Here is a 16,458-nt window from a genome sequence, read left to right on the forward strand (position 1 = left end):
CGGCCACGCCCTGGTGCAAGGAACACCATGCAAAACGTCAATCATCAACATCCGCAACAACTGGTTTCCCATCTGCAGCCGGCCATCTGGGCCAAGGTCAACCGCCTGCTGCTGCGCAAGGCCATTGCCGAGTTTTCCCACGAACTGTTGCTGACACCCGAACTGCAGCAACAAGAGGACGGCTGGGGCGAATACCGCCTGCCCATTCCGGATGGCAGCGGCGCATACACTTTCCGCGCCCGTGTGCTGGCGCTGGAGCACTGGCTGATCGACCCGGCATCCATCCAGCGCATCGTGCGGGGTGCCGCTGCCGAGCTGGACGCGCTGGCTTTCATCATCGAATTCAAGGCGGTGCTGGGCATTGGCGACGACATGATGCCGGTGTACCTGGAGGAAATCAGCAGCACCCTGTATGGCAGTGCCTACAAGCATGCCCGTGGCGGGCTGAGTGCCGAGGAACTGACCCGGGCGGATTTCCAGTCGGTGGAAACCTCGATGATGGAAGGGCACCCGGGCTTTGTCGCCAATAACGGCCGTATCGGCTTCGATGCGGTGGATTACCTGCGCCATGCGCCGGAAGCCGCGGCGCCGCAGCGCCTGATCTGGCTGGCGGTGCACAAGGCGCGCGCCACCTTCTCGTGCGCGGCCGATCTGGACTACCAGCGCCTGCTGCAAGAAGAACTGGGCAGCGAGGTGCTGGCCGGTTTTGCCCGCCAGCTGGCTGCGCAGCAACTGGACATGGACGACTACCTGCTGATGCCGGCCCACCCCTGGCAGTGGTTCAACAAGCTGGCCATTTCCTTTGCGCCGGAGGTGGCACAGCGCCATATCGTCTGCCTGGGGTATGGCGAGGATGCCTATCTGGCGCAGCAGTCCATCCGCACCTTCTACAACATCAGCCAGCCGCAGCGCCGCTATGTGAAAACTGCGCTGTCCATTCTCAATATGGGCTTCATGCGCGGGCTGTCGCCGTATTACATGCTGGCCACCCCGGCCATCAACGACTGGATCCGCCAACTGGTGGATAGCGATGCCTACCTGCGCCAGCAAGGCTTTGCCATTTTGCGCGAAGTGGCGTCCATCGGTTTTCGCAATCCCTATTTCGACAACGGCATCAGCAAGGACTCGCCGTACAAGAAGATGTTGTCGGCGCTGTGGCGTGAAAGCCCCGCTGCCTTGCTGGGGCCTGGCAAACGGCTGATGACCATGGCTGCGCTGCTGCATATCGATGCCGCCGGGGAGTCCTTGCTGGCGGCGCTGATCAGGAGTTCCGGCCTGGACGCGCGCAACTGGGTGGCGCGTTATCTGCAAGCCTATCTGGCACCGCTGCTGCATTGCTTCTATGCCCACGAGCTGGTGTTCATGCCACACGGGGAAAACCTCATCCTGCAGCTGGAAAACAATATCCCGCAGCGCGCCATCATGAAGGACATCGCCGAGGAAGCCGCCATCCTGAACCCGGACGCCGCCTTGCCGCCTGCGGTAGCACGGCTGGCGGTGAAGGTGCCGGAACACATGAAGCTGCTGGCCTTGTTCACCGATGTGTTCGACGGTTTCTTCCGCTACCTGTCTGCCATTCTGGATGAGCATTGCGGCCTGCCGGAGCAAGCATTCTGGCAGGAGGTGGCCCAGTGCGTGCGCACTTACCAGGCGCAATTCCCGCAGCTGGCCGAGCGCTTTGCCCGCTACGACCTGTTCATGCCGGAGTTTGACCGCTCATGCCTCAACCGGCTGCAACTGGGCAATAACCAGCAAATGCTGGACCTGGCCAACCCGGCCGGCAACCTCAAGTTTGCCGGCACCTTGCGCAATCCGCTGGCTGATCATGTGTCCGACTGAGCGGGCCGCAGGCAGCACACTGCCGCTGGGCCGTTTGCTGCCGCTGCTGGCCCGGGCGCTGCCCGGGCTGGAGGGCCGGGTAGGGCTGCCCGCGCCGGATGAGTTTGCCATTGGCAGCGCCAGTGCGGCCATCGGCCAACTGCTGCTGCACCTGCGTCAGCAGCATCCGGAAGCCGGCCCGCATTACTGGGGCTGCCGCAGCTGGAGCCTGCTGCTATGGCAGCCCGCCTATGCCACGGTGCTGGCGGTGGAGCTGGCGGCAGTGCTGCCGGATTTCAGCGCCATGCAGCAGCGTTTGCTGCCCGGCATGGTGGCCGGTTTCAGCCTGCCGGAGCAAATGCTGCAGCCTGCCGCTATAGCCAGCCTGCGTCAGCAGGCCGCGCGGCAACTGACGGAGATGGCCGACTGCCTGCATGCCCAGCTACACGCCCAGCAGCCATTGCACCCCAAGCTGGCAGGCCGCTTGTTGGCCGATTGTGTGGCCGCCGCCTTGTTGCGGGTGCAGCAGCAGCGCCCGGTGCTGGATAACGCCACCGTGACCGACTGGTGTGGGCAGTGGCTGGATGCAATGCAACTGCCGCAGGCCAGCGGGCTGTGGCCGGTGGCGCTGGAGCAGGGCGGCGAGCGGCTGGCACTGGAGCGGCGTGCCTGCTGCCAGCATTTTCGCCGCTGTGAGGGGACACTGTGCAGTACGTGTCCGAAATTGAAACCGGCAGCGCGCATTGCGCTGCTCAGACAGGAGTGGGCACAACAAGATGTTGAGCTTGCATGATATCCAGGTGCGGCGTCAGGGGCGCTGCCTGTTGCAGTTACCAGCCTTGCAGCTGGACGGGACGGCATTCACCGTCATTCTGGGGCATAACGGCTCCGGTAAATCCACCCTGATGAATGTATTGGCGCGCCAGTTGCAGCCGGACCGGGGGCAGGTGCTGCTCAATGGCGCACCCAGCGCCCGCCTGTCCGCCCGCCAGTTTGCCCGCCAGGTGGCGTACTTGCCGCAGCGGCTGCCGGACGCAGCCGGACTGACGGTGGCCGAACTGGTGGCCTTGGGGCGTTACCCCTGGTGCGGGGTGTTTGGCCGCTGGCGGGAACAGGATAGCGCCGTGGTGGCACAGGCGATGGCCGATGCCGATGTCAGCCAGTATGCCGCGCGGGCGGCGGACAGCCTGTCCGGTGGCGAGCGCCAGCGGGCCTGGATAGCCATGCTGCTGGCCCAGCAATCGCCGTTGCTGCTGCTGGATGAGCCCACCTCGGCGCTGGATCTGGCCCATCAATACGAAATGATGGGCCTGCTGCGCCGCCTCAACCAGCAAACCGGACGTGGCGTGGTGGTGGTGCTGCATGATCTGAACCTGGCCGCCCGCTTTGCCGACCGCATCATCGCCTTGCAGCGTGGTGCCCTCTATTTTGACGGCAGCCCGCTGGAGTTATTGCATTCGCCGCGGCTGTCCGGCCTGTACGGCATTGAAATCCGCTTGCTGGAGCAGGCCGGGCAGGCCTGTCCGGTGGCGGTGGTGGCCTGATATGGAGCATGTGATTGCCAAGCCCGGCCAGAGGGCCGGGGCGCATGGTCATCTGCGCTGGATATTGCCGGTGCTCTGTCTGCTGGCTGGCTTGCACCTGTGGCTTAACGGAGGCATGCCGCCTGCCGGGCCGTGGTGGCAGCAGCAGGACATTGCCAGCCTGCAGTTTTATTACGCCAGCCTGCCACGCATGGTGATGGCGCTGCTGGCCGGGGCGGCACTGGGCTTGTCCGGCAGCGTGCTGCAACAACTCAGCGGCAATCGACTGGTGTCTCCCATGACGCTGGGCATTTCATCGGGTGCCTGGCTGGGTGTGGTGCTGGCTGCCGTGGTACTGCCCGACAATCCCTCCTTGAGCAGCGGCTGGCCAGCCTTGCTGGGTGCCATGCTGGCGCTGGGGCTGGTCTTGCTGCTGGCCGGACCGCGCGGGCTGAACGGCTTGCCGCTGGTGCTGGCCGGCATGGCGGTGAATCTGCTGCTGGGCGGCATGGCCACCATGCTGGTGTTATTGCACGACCAGTACGCCAGCAATCTGTTTGTCTGGGGGGCCGGCGATCTGGCGCAAATAGACTGGCAATGGGCGCAGTGGCTGTGGCCGCGCCTGCTGCCTGCCGTGTTGTTGCTGTGGCTGGCACCCCGGCCACTGGCCATGCTGTCGCTGGGTGTGGCTGCCGCGCGCGGCCGAGGGCTGGCACTGGGCACCATTCTGCTGTTGCTGCTGGCGGCACTGTGGCTGAGTGCGGTGACGGTGACGGCGGTGGGGCTGATCGGTTTCATCGGCCTGCTGGCCCCCAATCTGGCCCAGTTGCTGGGCGCGCGCCGTCCGCTGGCGCAACTGGCCTGCAGTGCGCTGCTGGGGGCGGCTTGCTTGCTGGGCAGCGATTGTCTGGCACTGGCCATCGGCCACTGGGCGGGCAGCAGCCTGCCCAGCGGCGCGGTGACTGCCTTGCTGGGCGGGCCGCTGCTGCTGTGGCTGGTACGGCGCAGCATGAACGCGGCACAGCACACTGCGATGTTGCAGATGCCGGGCAGTCAGCGTCAGTGGCGCAAGCGTAACTACCTGCTGCTACTGGGGGCCTTGTTGGGTCTGTGCTGGCTGAGTATCGCACTGGCCCCCGGCCCCGACGGCTGGCAATGGCAGTGGCCGGATGCCTTGTTATGGTCGCTGCGCTGGCCGCGCAGTCTGGTGGCCCTGAGTGCCGGGGCGGGCCTGGCGCTGGCTGGCGTGCTATTGCAGCGGCTGCTGCGTAACCCGCTGGCCAGTCCCGATCTACTCGGCCTGTCGGCTGGCTCCACCTTGTGCATGCTGCTGGTGGCCGCTTGCCTGGGGCGGTCCTTGCTGGAGGACGGCATCATGTTTGCCTTGCTGGGGGCCTTGCTGGTGCTGGCTGTTTTGCTATGGCTGGGCCGTCGCCACCAGTATGCGCCGGGCATGATGGCGCTCAGCGGCATTGCCCTGGCCGCCATGCTGGATGCCATGTTGCAAACGGTGCTGGCCAGGGGCACGCCGGACAGCCTGGCGGTATTGGCATGGTTGTCCGGTTCCAGTTACCGGGTGACACCGTCGCAGGCAGTGTGGCTCAGCCTGGCCGTGCTGCTGTTGGCCGCGCTGGCCCTGGCCTGCCAGCGCGTGCTGACCCTGCTTGGTCTGGGTGATGGCCTGGCACAAGGCCGTGGCCTGCATCTGGCTGCCGCCCGTCTGGGCCTGCTGCTGCTGGTGGCCTTGCTGACTGCTGCGGTGACTGCGGTACTGGGGCCGGTGGCGTTTCTGGGCCTGCTGGCACCGCATATTGCCAGCATGCTGGGTGCGCGGCAGGCGGCAACACAGCTGCTGGTGGCCGCCTTGCTGGGGGCCGGTTTGCTGCTGCTGGCCGACTGGCTGGGGCGGGTGGTGATTTACCCGCGGCAATTGCCGCTGGGCATGCTGGCATCGGTTTTGTGCGGTTGTTATTTCCTGTTGTTGCTGGGGTGGCAGCGCCTGCGGCGTGGAGGTGGGCAATGAGGCGTGGCTGGTTTTTTGTCCTGTTGTGGTGGCTGCTGGCCTGCCCGGCCATGGCTGGTGGGGTGGATGAACTGAAGGCGGCACCGGCCATGCCGGCAGCCAAGCGTATTGTGGCGCTCAGCTGGGAGGCGGCGGAAAACCTGCTGGAGCTGGGAATCACTCCGCTGGCGGTAGCGGATGCCGACGACTACCGGCGCTGGGTGGCGCAGCCATTGTTACCCGCCGGAGCGCTGTCGGCGGGCAGCCGGCTGGAGCCGAACCTGGAATTGCTGGCCAGTCTGAAGCCTGATCTGATCCTGAGCAGTCCGGTGCTGGGTGCCTTGCGCCCGCGGCTGCAAGCCATTGCGCCGGTGCTGACCATCGATGCTTTCCGCCCGAACGAGGACCATGCCCAGGCAGCCGAAGCCATTTTCCTGCAACTGGGCCGGGTGCTGGGCCGCCAGCCGCAGGCTAGAACCAGGCTGGGCCAGCTGGCACAGGGCTTTGCGCAATTGCGTCAGCAATTGCAGGCACATGGTGCACGGCGTCTGCCACGGGTGCAGGTCATCCGTTTTGCCAATGCCTCCAGCGTGTATGTATATGGCAGCAATGCCATGCCGGTGCTGGCCTTGCGCCGGCTGGGGCTGAACACCACCAGCACGCCGGCGGCTTCGGTATGGGGGATCAGCCAGCAGCGGGTGGTGGATCTGGCAGCCTGGGGAGACGAGGTGGTGCTGTATCAGCAACCGTTTGCCGAAGCGGGGCGGCTGTTTATCAGCCCGCTGTGGCAGGGCATGCCCTTTGTCCGGCAGCAGCGGCTGGCGGCGGTGGCGCCAGCCTGGAGTTATGGCGGGGTGGGCTCACTGTATTACCTGGCCCAGCGCATGACGGCCGCCTTGTTGCAGTTGCCCTTGCTGGCTGACAGGCCGGTGGCGGCAAACATGCCTAGCCGCCGGTCATCGACATGAAACGGACCACCTGTTGTGGCTGCTGGATGAATTCGTGTTTTTCCGGTTTCAGTTCGATGGCGGCACGAATGGCGACTTCCAGCTCGGCGTCGCTGCAGCCGGCGCGCAGTAGCGGGCGCAGTTCCAGTTGTTCTTCCTGACCCAGGCACATGTACAGCGTGCCATCCACCGATAGCCGCACCCGGTTGCAGGTGGCGCAGAAGTGCTGCGACAGCGGCGTGATCAGGCCCAGGGTGAAGCTGGCATCGGCGTTTTGCCAGTAAGAGGCCGGGCCGCCGCCCAGGCTGCGGCTGCTGGCAACCAGGCCGTGCTGGCGGGTGAGTTTGTCCAGCAACTGGCTCAGGTCCAGCCCTTGTGCGGCCTGGCCGGTACTGCCCATCGGCATGGCTTCGATCAGGCGCAGCACAAAACCCTGCTCCATGCAGTAGGCCAGCATGGATTCGATATCGCCGTCATTTACCCCGGCCAGCGGCACCATATTGATCTTGATATTGGCAAACCCTGCCGCTTTGGCCGCCGCCAGCCCTGACAGCACCTTGTCCAGGCTGTCGCTGCCACTGATGCTGGCCACACAGTCGCGGCGCAGCGAATCCAGGCTGATGTTGAGCCGGTGCAGGCCGGCGGATTTAAGTGGTGCGGCCAGGCTGGCCAGCTGGGTGCCATTGCTGGTGAGCGACAGGTCTTCAACCCCCGGCAGTGCTGCCAGCGTGCCTACCAGTTGCGGCAAGTCACGCCGCAGCAGCGGTTCGCCGCCGGTCAGGCGGAAGCGGCGCGTGCCCAGCCGGGCAAAGGCGGCCACCACGCGCTCAATTTCGTCAAAGCGCAGCCAGTTGGCCGGTTCCTCGAAGCCCTTGAAGCCTTTGGGAATGCAGTAGCTGCAACGCAGGTCGCAGCGGTCGGTGACGGACACCCGCAGATAGTCGATGGTTCTGCCAAAACGGTCGGACAGCATGGCTGGCACCAGAAGGGGAGAATGGCTGCCAGTGTAGGCTGAGCGTGGCGGCTTGCCAGTTGGCCAGTGGTGGAGGCCGGGCTACGCCGTAGGGAGTAGGGGGCGGCTCAGGCCGCCATCACGCGGTTGCGGCCCAGGTGCTTGGCCTGATACAGCGCGTTGTCCACCCGCATGATCAGGCTTTCCACCGTTTCATTGTCCTGGTGAATGGCCACGCCCAGGCTTATCGTGATGGCCGGCAGTTTTTCATGAAGGTTTGCTGCCACGGTGTGGCGCAGCGCCTCGGCCAGACGCATGGCATTGTCGTGACTGGTTTGCGGCAGCAGGATGACGAACTCCTCGCCGCCCCAGCGGCACACGGTATCCTGTGCCCGCACGCGTGACTCCAGGGTGCGGGCCAGCCAGACCAGCACTTCGTCACCGGTAAAGTGGCCGTGCTGGTCGTTGATCTGCTTGAAGTTGTCCGCGTCGATCAGGATCAGGCTGAAATCGTTGCCAAAGCGCCGCTTGTCCTGGATGGCGCGTTCCAGTTGCAGCAGCAGGTGCCGCCGGTTCCACAGGCCGGTGAGCGGGTCTTTCAGCGCGGCCTGTTCCAGTTCGGCCTTCAGCCGTTTTTGCTCGGTGATGTCGTGCACCACGCACAACATCAGGCGCTTGCCGTTTATTACCACCGGCCCGGCATAGGTCTGTACGTCGCGCAGGCTGCCATCGGCCAGCCGGTGGACAAAACTCAAGGGCTTGTGCCCGCCCGGCAACTGGGAGATATGGTGCATCACCGGCAGGATGTCCCGCCCCATGGCGTTGATTTCCCAGGTGTGCTTGTGGATGAACACGTCACGCGGATAACCATAAAAACGGGCGGCCGCCTGATTGACATTGACGATGCGGCCATCATCGGCCGGGTCGATCAGCAGCATGGGCGCGCTATTGGTTTGCATCAGCATTTCGTGGAAGCTGCCGTCGCGTCCGGGGTCGGCAGACAGGGTGCTGGCGGCATCATCCGGCAGGGCGGCTTCCAGCATGCCTTCGGCAATGATGGCCGGGCGGCCATCACCCAGTAGCAGATGGCCCAGATGGCAGCACAGCACATGCGGGCCGTTTTCGCCGGGCAGGGTCCATACTTCCACCACCTGCTGGTATTGCAGCATGTCCGGGCTGTAGTCGCTCAGCTGTTCCAGCGCGCAGGCGGACAGATGACCACCCCGCAGGCAGGCGATGTCCTGATCGCCGGACAGCTGTCTGGCCTGCCGGTTGGCAAACAACAGTTTTCCGCTGTCTGGCAGGATGATCCAGACCGGGGTGTGCAGTGCATCCAGCAGCGCAAAGGAAGTCATGGTGTCAGGCAGGCAGCGTCAGGGTTGGGCGTGTCCATGTATGACATGGTAGTTGTCCTTTTTGCCAGCTTCAACACTATTCACGGCAAGGGCATGGGTCAGGGCAGCTTGTCCAGCCCGTGTTCGACGGCAAACAGCGCGGCTTGTACCCGGCCGTTGAGGCTGAGTTTGCGCAGGATATTCTGCACATGCACCTTGATGGTGCTCTCGGCCAGGTCCAGCGAGCGGGCGATTTCCTTGTTGCTGACGCCACGGCTGAGCCAGGCCAGGATTTCCCGCTCACGCTGGGTCAGCTGCTCCACGCCGCTGCGCTTGCCCTTGCTGCTTTCGCCGCCGCGCAATTGCGACAGCAGTTTGGATGTCATTTCCGGTGACAGCACGCTGTCGCCATCCACCGCGCGGCGGATGCTGTCCAGCAGGAAGTCGGCGTTGATGTTTTTCAAGAGATAGCCGCGTGCGCCGGTTTTCAGGCACTCGGCCAGGTCCTCACCATCCTCGGATACGGTGAGCATCAGCACCGCCAGCTGCGGCTGGGTGACCAGGATTTGCGCCAGCGCTTCGCGGCCGTTCATCTGCGGCATGTCGATGTCCAGCAGCACCACGTCGGGCTTCAGTTGTTCGCACAGTTTGACGCCTTCCAGGCCGTCGGCGGCTTCGCCGACGATGTCAAAGTCGCTTTGTCGTTGCAGCAGGGCTTTCAGGCCGCTGCGAAACAGGGTGTGGTCATCGACCAGCAGGATGCGGATGGTGCTCATGCGGCTTGTCTTTCGGTATGGGGTAACAACAGGCTGACTTCGGTGCCGCCATCGCTATGGGCTTGCACGCTGATCTGGCCATGAATGCGGGCTGCGCGTTCCTGCATGATGGACAGGCCGACATGGCTGGCCCGACGGCTGGCGACCAGGTCTTCGTCAAAACCGCAGCCATCGTCGCGTATCAGCATGCAAAAATCGGCATCATTGCGGATTTCCACCATCACGCGGCGGGCGTGTGCGTGTTTGCGTACATTGGACAGCGCTTCTTGCAGGATGAAAATCACCTGCAATTGCTGTTGCGGGTCCAGCGCCAGGCCGTTGCCGCTGAGGCTGAGCTGGGTGGGCACGCGGGCCTGCTTTTCAAAACGGTCCAGCAAGGTGCGTACCGCATCGGCAAAGTCTTCCTTGTTGATGCGGGTGCGGAAGTTGAGCAGCAGTTCGCGCACGTCCTCGTAACACTCCTGCACGCCGGCGCGGATGCAGGCCAGGTTTTCCTCTGCCTGTTCGGTTTGCTTGTCGGCCAGCGCGGCTTCCAGCATCTGGACTTGCAGATTGAGGAAGGACAGTGACTGGGCAATGCTGTCGTGCAGGCCCTGCGCCATCAGGTTGCGTTCCTCGGCCACGGCAAACTGGCGGTCGCGGGCGGCCAGGCGCTGGTTTTCCACCGCTACGCCCAGATGGCTGCCCAGGGTTTCCAGCAAGAACTGGTCTTGCGCGGTCAGTTGTGGCTGCTGGTAGAAGTACAGCGTGAAAATGCCGACGTTATTCTGGTTATGGCGGATGTGAAATACCGAAATGCTGGCAAAACCGGCGCGCTGGCAGTGTTTTTCTTCTACCTGCGGCAGCTGGTCGAAACGGTGTATTACCGACACCGGCTGTTGCACGGCATCACCGCACAGGCAGCCGTCGATGGGGGCGCACTCGTCGTGTTCCAGCATGTCCAGCGGCAGGCCTTGCTGGGCAATCAGTTCCAGCCGGCCACGCTTGAAATCCACAAGCCGCACGCTGCCGGCATCGGCGCCGGTCAGTTCGATCAGCCGGGTGATGAAGCCGCTGCACATATTGTCCAGCGTGTGCGAGCCGTGCAAAAAGGCCGTGACATTGTAGAGGGCGGCCAACTGGCGGTTTTTTTCTTCCACCGAGCGGGTTTTGTCGGCCACTTTCTGTTCCAGCGTGGTGTACAGGTCCTGCAGGCGGTCGGCCATCTGGTTGAAACCGGTGGCAATGGAGGCAAATTCCTCGCTGCTGTCCACGCCCACCCGCGCATCCAGCTGGCCGTCGCGCAGCCGCAGCATGCCTTCGCCCAGGGCATTGAGCGGGCGGATCACCAGCAGGAACAGCAAGAACATCATGCTGAACGAGCCGACAATGGCCATGGCAATCAGCGCCATCTGGAAAAAGCGCAGCAAGGTGGTGTTGCGCGCATTGTCTTCTTCCACCAGTTTCACCAGCCGGTCGATGCGGTTGACGAAGCTGGCAATGTCAGGCCGCTCCATCTTGCGTGGCTGGCCGGCCTGCCGGGCGGCGTTTTCCAGCAGGGGCTGCATGTCCTGTCGCCAGGCTTGCTCGATGAGCGCCACCTGCTGGTGCACGGCGGCATTGTCCGGCAAGAACAGCGGCCGGGCCGGGTCGCCCTTTTTCAGGCGCGCCAGAATGGTGGCAAATTGCTGTTCTTCATCGTGTATGGCGGTCAGCGGCGCGCCTTCGCTCACTTGCAGGGCAATGTGATAGCTGCGCATGCGCAGGCTGCCGGCATCGTTGATGGCGGCGGCGCCGCCTTCCAGCTTCCACGACAACACCAGGGTGTAGCCGATGGAAGTCATGGCCAGCAGCAGCCAGGCGATGGTCAGCATCAGCAGTTTGGTGGACAGGCTGCGCCATTGCGGGGTCTGGTAAAGCATCATTCAGGGCGGGTCCGGTGGGGCTGGGGGCTTCAGAGGGCAGGGCCGTCTGACTGTATTCCAGCTTAACAATAATGCCTGTCCCATGTGACAGCAATTCTCCATTAGGTGGAGAAAGCCGCCGTGCCGAGCGCAGTCAGACAGCCTGCTGTGGCAGGGTTTGGCGGCTGACCATCCCCCATTGTGATTAGTCCGGCTTCTCCATCTGCCGCTGTGGCCTAGCTCCTCATGCCGCCTGGTGTGCTGCTATCGGTGAATATTTCCCGCGTGTGGAAAAGGGTTAAATGCCAGCTATCCCAATAGCGGAGCTTGGCATCATGGCTTCATTACGCTTCAAGCAGTATGCGGTACTGGCTTCCAGCACCATTGCCTTCACCATCTGTTTCATGATCTGGATGATGTTTGCCGTGCTGGGTATTCCCATCAAGCAGCATCTGGGCCTGAACGAAACCGAATTCGGCATCCTCGCCGCCACGCCAGTGCTGTCCGGCTCGCTGGTACGGGTGCCGCTGGGCATCTGGACCGACCGTTTTGGCGGCCGCATCGTGCTGTTTGTGCTGATGCTGACCTGCGTGCCCTTCATTTTCATCATGCAGTACGCCACGGCTTACTGGCAGTTCCTGGCCATCGGCCTCTTGGTGGGGCTGGCTGGCGGTGCGTTTTCGGTGGGCACGCCCTATGTGGCGCGCTGGTTCAAGCCGGAACAGCAGGGCATGGCCATGGGGGTGTTCGGGGCCGGTAATGCCGGTTCCTCGCTCACCAAGCTGGTCGCCCCCGGCATCATCGCCATCGGTGGCTGGCAGCTGGTGCCCTCGGTCTACGCCGGCATCATGCTGGTGACGGCCATTCTGTTCTGGCTGTTTTCCTATCAGGACACGGCGCATCTGGTACGCAGCAAGGCCAGCCTGGGTGCACAACTGGCCTTGATGAAGAACCCGGCCGTGCTGCGCTACTGCCAGTACTACTCGGTGGTGTTTGGCGGCTATGTGGCGCTGGCGCTGTGGATGACCAAGTACTACGTGGGCGAGTACGGCTTTGACATCAAGCATGCGGCCTTTCTGGCGGCCTGTTTCTCCCTGCCTGGCGGCGTGCTGCGGGCGATGGGCGGCTGGCTGTCCGACCGCTTTGGCCCCTACAAGGTGACCTGGGGCGTGATGTGGACCTGCTGGGTGGCGTTTTTCATCCTGTCCTATCCGCAAACCGACTTCAGCATCACCACCACGCACGGCGTGCAAAGCTTTCATATCGGCCTGAGCGTTGTTCCCTTCACCCTGATGCTGTTTGGCGTGGGCATTGCCATGGCCATCGGCAAGGCCTCGGTGTTCAAGTTCATTGCCAACGAGTTTCCCGACAATATCGGCGCGGTATCCGGCGTGGTGGGCCTGGCTGGCGGCATGGGTGGTTTCCTGCTGCCCATCCTGTTTGGCGTGCTGCTGGATGTCACCGGCGTGCGCAGCAGCGCCTTCATGCTGCTGTACGGCACGGTGTGCGTGTCGCTGGTGTGGATGCATTTTTCCTTCAAGCCCGCACAGGGCAAGGCTGCAGTGGCAGCCAGCAAGGCCGGCTAGGCCCGGCTACCCCATTTTTGATTGATGGCCGAGTGGCCGTCAGGGAGGACGTGATGTCACATGTACTTAACCGGTGGGAACCGGAAAACAAGGAGTTCTGGCAGCAGGAGGGCAAGGCTGTTGCCCGGCGCAATCTGTGGATATCCATCCCCGCGCTGATGCTGGCTTTTGTCATCTGGCAGGTATGGAGCGTGGCGGTGCTGAACATGCCCAATATCGGCTTCAGCTATTCGCAAAACCAGCTGTTCTGGCTGGCTGCGCTGCCGGCACTGTCCGGTGCCACGCTGCGCATTTTCTACAGCTTCATGGTGCCGATTTTCGGTGGCCGCAAGTGGACCGCCATTTCCACCGCCAGCCTGCTGATTCCGGCTGTCGGCATCGGTTACGCGGTGCAGGACCCGAACACCAGCTACATCACCATGGTGGTGCTGGCCTTGCTGTGCGGCTTTGGTGGCGGCAATTTCAGCTCGTCCATGTCCAATATCAGCTTCTTTTTTCCCAAGGCGGAAAAAGGCACGGCGCTGGGTCTGAATGCCGGCCTGGGTAATCTGGGGGTGTCGCTGGTGCAGTTTGTGGTGCCGCTGGTGATTACCATGGGCCTGTTCGGTGCCTTTGGCGGCGAGCCGCAAGTGTGGGTGAAGGCGGCGGTGCACAAGAAAATGTGGCTGCAGAATGCCGGTTTTGTCTGGGTACCCTTTATTGTGCTGTCCACCATTGCCGCCTGGCTGGGCATGAACGACATCGCCTCGGCGCGCGCTTCCTTTGCCGACCAGGTGGTCATTTTCAAGCGCAAGCACAATTGGCTGATGTGCTGGCTGTACATCGGCACCTTTGGTTCCTTCATCGGTTTCTCTGCCGGTTTCCCGCTGCTGATGAAAGGCCAGTTCCCGGATGTGGACCCCACCAAATACGTGTTCTACGGCCCGCTGGTGGGCGCGCTGGCCCGTCCGGTAGGCGGCTGGCTGGCGGACAAGATTGGCGGTGCCAAGGTGACCCAGGCGGTATTCCTGCTGATGATGCTGGCGGTGGGCGGTGTGCTGGTATTCTTGCCGCATGCAGGCCAGGGCGGCAGTTTCCAGGGCTTTTTTGCCATGTTCCTCTGCCTGTTTGCGCTGACCGGTGTGGGTAACGGTTCCACCTTCATGCAGGTGCCGGTGATTTTCCTCACCCTGCATCAGCGCCTGGCCGGCAAGGGCGAGGCGGCACAAAAGCAGGCACAGGCCGATGCCACGCGTGAAGCAGCGGCGGTGCTGGGCTTCTCCGGTGCCATTGGTGCTTATGGCGGTTTCTTCATTCCCAAGAGCTATGGCACCTCCATTTCCATGACCGGTGGCGTGGAGGCTGCGCTGTATGCCTTCATCCTGTTTTACGCCAGCTGCGTGCTGATCAACTGGTGGTTCTACGCGCGCAAGAATGCGGAGATTTCTTGCTGACATAGTGCCGGGCAGGAAAGCCCCGAGTATGGGGAAATCGGGGGAAGCTTGGATGTTTCCCCCTTTTTTTATTTTGAAGGCATATTTATTGCTAACAAGAACTTGCCTATGCTGTAAGGCGTTGCAACAAGCAATTAACCCCACGATTGTGAGGCCCACATGCTGTCCCGACTTTCGATAGCCAGCAGGCTTGGCCTGCTGATCATCCCTTTTGTGCTGGTGATTGCCGGTTTGGCTGCTGTGTTGTCGCTGGAAAAATGGGACAGCCTGTCACGCTTGCAAACCTCCGCCCGCCTGCTGAACGTGGCTGGCAAGGCCAGCAGTCTGATTCACCAGTTGCAGGCCGAGCGCGGCCTGAGCAATGGCTATCTGAGCAAGCCCGGTGGCAGTGTGCCGCCGGAGTTGCAAGCCGCCCGGCAGCAGACCGACAGCGTGCTGGCAGACTTTCACGCCAGTCTGGCGCAACTGCCGGATGCTGCTCAGGCAAACGCCGTGGACAATCAGGTGCATGCCTTGTTGCAGGGGCGTGGCAGCATTGACAGTCACGGGCAGCCCGCCGCGCAGATGTTTACCGCCTATTCGGACAATATCGGACAGTTGATCGGGCTGATTGCCGGGCTGACCGGAAGCAGCAGTGACACATCCTTGCTGCGGGATGCAGTGGCGCTGGTCAATCTGCAATGCCAGAAGGAGTATGCCGGGCGTGAGCGCGGTTTCATCAATGGCATGCTCAGCCGTGGCAGCCTGGACCAGGCGGCCTTGTTGCAGGCTGCCGGCTTGCAGGCAAAACAGCAGGCCTGCGCCAGCCAGTTGCAACTGGTGGCATCCGGGCAGTTGAAACAGCAGGCGCAGCAGGTGGATCAGTCCCCCGAAGCCGTTGCCGTGGCTGCCATGCGCAAGCAAATCATGGAAACCCCGGCCGGTCAGCCAACAGCGCTGAGTCCGGCACAATGGTTCGGTACGGCCAGTGCACAAATGGCCAATCTGAAAAAGCTGCAGGACACACTCTTGCAGCAACAGGATGAAAATGTGCAGCAACTGCTGCGTCAGGCCAGCTTCCAGCTGTGGTTCACCCTGCTGGGGTCTGCAACCACCATTCTGGTACTGTCCTTGCTGGGGTGGGCCATCTACCACAGTGTGGAACGACCGATTTCCCGGCTGGAGCAACTGATGAGTGGCATGAGCCGGGACTTCGATCTGTCGCGTCGTGCCGCGCTGTCCGGCAATGATGAAGTCGCCCGCATGGGCCAGGCTTTCGACCACCTGGCCGACGCTTTTGCCGATACCCTGCGACAGGTCAAGTCCGAAGCACACCAGATGATGTCGGCAGCTCAGGCGCTGAATGATGTATCTGCGCGGGCGGCATCTACCGCCGAGGTGCAAAGCCGCTCTTCCATTGATATTGCGGCGGCTATCGAACAAATGTCGGCTGGCATTGCCGCGGTGACCGACAATGCCGAGCAAGCCATGCAAGTGGCGCAAGACATGCAGGGCTGTGTTGATGATGGCCGGCAGCGCATGCGCAGCACCGCCAGTGCACTGGGTGAAACCGCAGATGGCCTGACCAATACCGGCGAACGCGTTGACATGCTGCGCGACAAGTCCGAAGGAATACACAGCATCGTTACCGCCATTCGCGAAATTGCCGACCAGACCAATCTGCTGGCGCTCAATGCCGCCATCGAGGCAGCGAGGGCAGGCGAAATGGGGCGCGGCTTTGCCGTGGTGGCGGACGAAGTGCGCAAGCTGGCTGAACGTACCAGCAAGGAAACGCTGGACATTGCCGGACTGATTGAAGACATCCGCCGTGAAACCCGTGAAGTGGCCGATCAAATGTCACAGGCCCGGCAACACATGCAAGACGGCATGGCCGAGGTGGACCTGACCGTGGCCGACCTGGCCATGATTCACGGCAAAGCCAGCGATACCGCCGACAAGAGCCGCAACACCACGCTGGCCATGCAGGAACAGACCGCCGCCAGCAATGATGTGGCCACCAATGTCAGCAAGATTGCTGCGCTGTCGGAAAATAATGCCCAAATCGTGCAGGAGGCGGCTGCGCTGTCCGGCCAGCTTAACCGTACCGCCAGCAAGATGGTGGAACTGGTCGACCGTTTCCAGCACACCAGCCATTAACAGCACTCCAATTTCCGTTGCAGGGCGGATTGATTGCCGACCTGACAAGGTGTCGCAGCCTGCTGATG

The 16,458-nt window shown here is 62.7% G+C and carries 12 protein-coding genes; 8 read left to right on the forward strand and 4 right to left on the reverse strand.

Features of this window, described 5'->3' with window-relative positions:
* Positions 1 to 27: 27 nt before the first annotated feature.
* From ACE3SE_RS08085 to ACE3SE_RS08105, 5 genes are read left to right on the forward strand one after another with little or no spacing between them, the layout of a single operon-like run.
* Positions 28 to 1,839, forward strand: coding sequence for an IucA/IucC family protein (locus ACE3SE_RS08085; RefSeq protein ID WP_374554526.1), 1,812 nt, complete (start codon positions 28 to 30; stop codon positions 1,837 to 1,839).
* Positions 1,826 to 2,611, forward strand: coding sequence for a siderophore ferric iron reductase (locus ACE3SE_RS08090; RefSeq protein WP_374554528.1), 786 nt, complete (start codon positions 1,826 to 1,828; stop codon positions 2,609 to 2,611). The genes ACE3SE_RS08085 and ACE3SE_RS08090 overlap by 14 nt, the downstream gene beginning before the upstream one ends.
* Positions 2,595 to 3,362 (forward strand): ABC transporter ATP-binding protein, encoded by a 768-nt coding sequence (locus tag ACE3SE_RS08095; protein ID WP_374554530.1) that lies wholly within the window; start codon positions 2,595 to 2,597, stop codon positions 3,360 to 3,362. The genes ACE3SE_RS08090 and ACE3SE_RS08095 overlap by 17 nt, the downstream gene beginning before the upstream one ends.
* A 1-nt stretch (position 3,363) precedes the next feature.
* Positions 3,364 to 5,364, forward strand: a complete 2,001-nt coding sequence (gene fhuB / locus ACE3SE_RS08100; RefSeq protein WP_374554532.1) for a Fe(3+)-hydroxamate ABC transporter permease FhuB — start codon at positions 3,364 to 3,366, stop codon at positions 5,362 to 5,364.
* Positions 5,361 to 6,311: an iron-siderophore ABC transporter substrate-binding protein gene (locus ACE3SE_RS08105; RefSeq protein WP_374554534.1), complete on the forward strand. Its 951-nt coding sequence runs from the start codon at positions 5,361 to 5,363 to the stop codon at positions 6,309 to 6,311. The genes fhuB and ACE3SE_RS08105 overlap by 4 nt, the downstream gene beginning before the upstream one ends.
* Here the strand turns inward: ACE3SE_RS08105 and moaA are convergent.
* The 4 genes from moaA to ACE3SE_RS08125 all read right to left on the reverse strand — a co-directional run bounded on the left by moaA (position 6,289) and on the right by ACE3SE_RS08125 (position 11,256).
* On the reverse strand, positions 6,289 to 7,263 hold the full coding sequence (gene moaA, locus ACE3SE_RS08110; RefSeq protein WP_374554536.1) for a GTP 3',8-cyclase MoaA: 975 nt from the start codon (positions 7,261 to 7,263) through the stop codon (positions 6,289 to 6,291). The two genes, ACE3SE_RS08105 and moaA, sit on opposite strands and share 23 nt — an antisense overlap.
* Before the next feature lie 107 nt (positions 7,264 to 7,370).
* Positions 7,371 to 8,597 (reverse strand): GGDEF domain-containing protein, encoded by a 1,227-nt coding sequence (locus ACE3SE_RS08115; RefSeq protein WP_374554538.1) that lies wholly within the window; start codon positions 8,595 to 8,597, stop codon positions 7,371 to 7,373.
* 98 nt (positions 8,598 to 8,695) lie between these two features.
* Complete coding sequence (locus ACE3SE_RS08120; RefSeq protein WP_045846256.1) at positions 8,696 to 9,352, reverse strand: response regulator; 657 nt, start codon at positions 9,350 to 9,352, stop codon at positions 8,696 to 8,698.
* Positions 9,349 to 11,256, reverse strand: a complete 1,908-nt coding sequence (locus tag ACE3SE_RS08125) for a type IV pili methyl-accepting chemotaxis transducer N-terminal domain-containing protein (RefSeq protein ID WP_374554540.1) — start codon at positions 11,254 to 11,256, stop codon at positions 9,349 to 9,351. Before ACE3SE_RS08125 ends, ACE3SE_RS08120 begins: the two co-directional genes overlap by 4 nt.
* A 314-nt stretch (positions 11,257 to 11,570) precedes the next feature.
* Between ACE3SE_RS08125 and ACE3SE_RS08130 the strand changes: the two genes are divergently transcribed.
* The 3 genes from ACE3SE_RS08130 to ACE3SE_RS08140 all read left to right on the forward strand — a co-directional run bounded on the left by ACE3SE_RS08130 (position 11,571) and on the right by ACE3SE_RS08140 (position 16,390).
* Positions 11,571 to 12,821 carry an MFS transporter gene (locus tag ACE3SE_RS08130; protein WP_374554542.1) on the forward strand — a complete coding sequence of 417 codons (1,251 nt, stop codon included), beginning with the start codon at positions 11,571 to 11,573 and terminating at the stop codon, positions 12,819 to 12,821.
* 53 nt (positions 12,822 to 12,874) lie between these two features.
* Positions 12,875 to 14,254, forward strand: a complete 1,380-nt coding sequence (locus ACE3SE_RS08135) for a NarK family nitrate/nitrite MFS transporter (RefSeq protein WP_374554544.1) — start codon at positions 12,875 to 12,877, stop codon at positions 14,252 to 14,254.
* 159 nt (positions 14,255 to 14,413) lie between these two features.
* Positions 14,414 to 16,390: a methyl-accepting chemotaxis protein gene (locus tag ACE3SE_RS08140; RefSeq protein WP_374554546.1), complete on the forward strand. Its 1,977-nt coding sequence runs from the start codon at positions 14,414 to 14,416 to the stop codon at positions 16,388 to 16,390.
* Positions 16,391 to 16,458 lie beyond the last annotated feature (68 nt).

This window comes from Aquitalea pelogenes (genome assembly GCF_041914625.1).
Classification (GTDB): Bacteria; Pseudomonadota; Gammaproteobacteria; order Burkholderiales; family Chromobacteriaceae; genus Aquitalea; species Aquitalea pelogenes.

What these genes read in the sequence shown, in the direction of transcription:
- ACE3SE_RS08085 (WP_374554526.1), top strand. Translation starts at nt 28, where the DNA reads ATGCAAAACGTCAATCATCAACATCCGCAACAACTGGTTTCCCATCTG.
- ACE3SE_RS08090 (WP_374554528.1), top strand. Translation starts at nt 1,826, where the DNA reads ATGTGTCCGACTGAGCGGGCCGCAGGCAGCACACTGCCGCTGGGCCGT.
- ACE3SE_RS08095 (WP_374554530.1), top strand. Translation starts at nt 2,595, where the DNA reads ATGTTGAGCTTGCATGATATCCAGGTGCGGCGTCAGGGGCGCTGCCTG.
- fhuB (WP_374554532.1), top strand. Translation starts at nt 3,364, where the DNA reads ATGGAGCATGTGATTGCCAAGCCCGGCCAGAGGGCCGGGGCGCATGGT.
- ACE3SE_RS08105 (WP_374554534.1), top strand. Translation starts at nt 5,361, where the DNA reads ATGAGGCGTGGCTGGTTTTTTGTCCTGTTGTGGTGGCTGCTGGCCTGC.
- moaA (WP_374554536.1), bottom strand. Translation starts at nt 7,263, where the DNA reads ATGCTGTCCGACCGTTTTGGCAGAACCATCGACTATCTGCGGGTGTCC.
- ACE3SE_RS08115 (WP_374554538.1), bottom strand. Translation starts at nt 8,597, where the DNA reads ATGACTTCCTTTGCGCTGCTGGATGCACTGCACACCCCGGTCTGGATC.
- ACE3SE_RS08120 (WP_045846256.1), bottom strand. Translation starts at nt 9,352, where the DNA reads ATGAGCACCATCCGCATCCTGCTGGTCGATGACCACACCCTGTTTCGC.
- ACE3SE_RS08125 (WP_374554540.1), bottom strand. Translation starts at nt 11,256, where the DNA reads ATGATGCTTTACCAGACCCCGCAATGGCGCAGCCTGTCCACCAAACTG.
- ACE3SE_RS08130 (WP_374554542.1), top strand. Translation starts at nt 11,571, where the DNA reads ATGGCTTCATTACGCTTCAAGCAGTATGCGGTACTGGCTTCCAGCACC.
- ACE3SE_RS08135 (WP_374554544.1), top strand. Translation starts at nt 12,875, where the DNA reads ATGTCACATGTACTTAACCGGTGGGAACCGGAAAACAAGGAGTTCTGG.
- ACE3SE_RS08140 (WP_374554546.1), top strand. Translation starts at nt 14,414, where the DNA reads ATGCTGTCCCGACTTTCGATAGCCAGCAGGCTTGGCCTGCTGATCATC.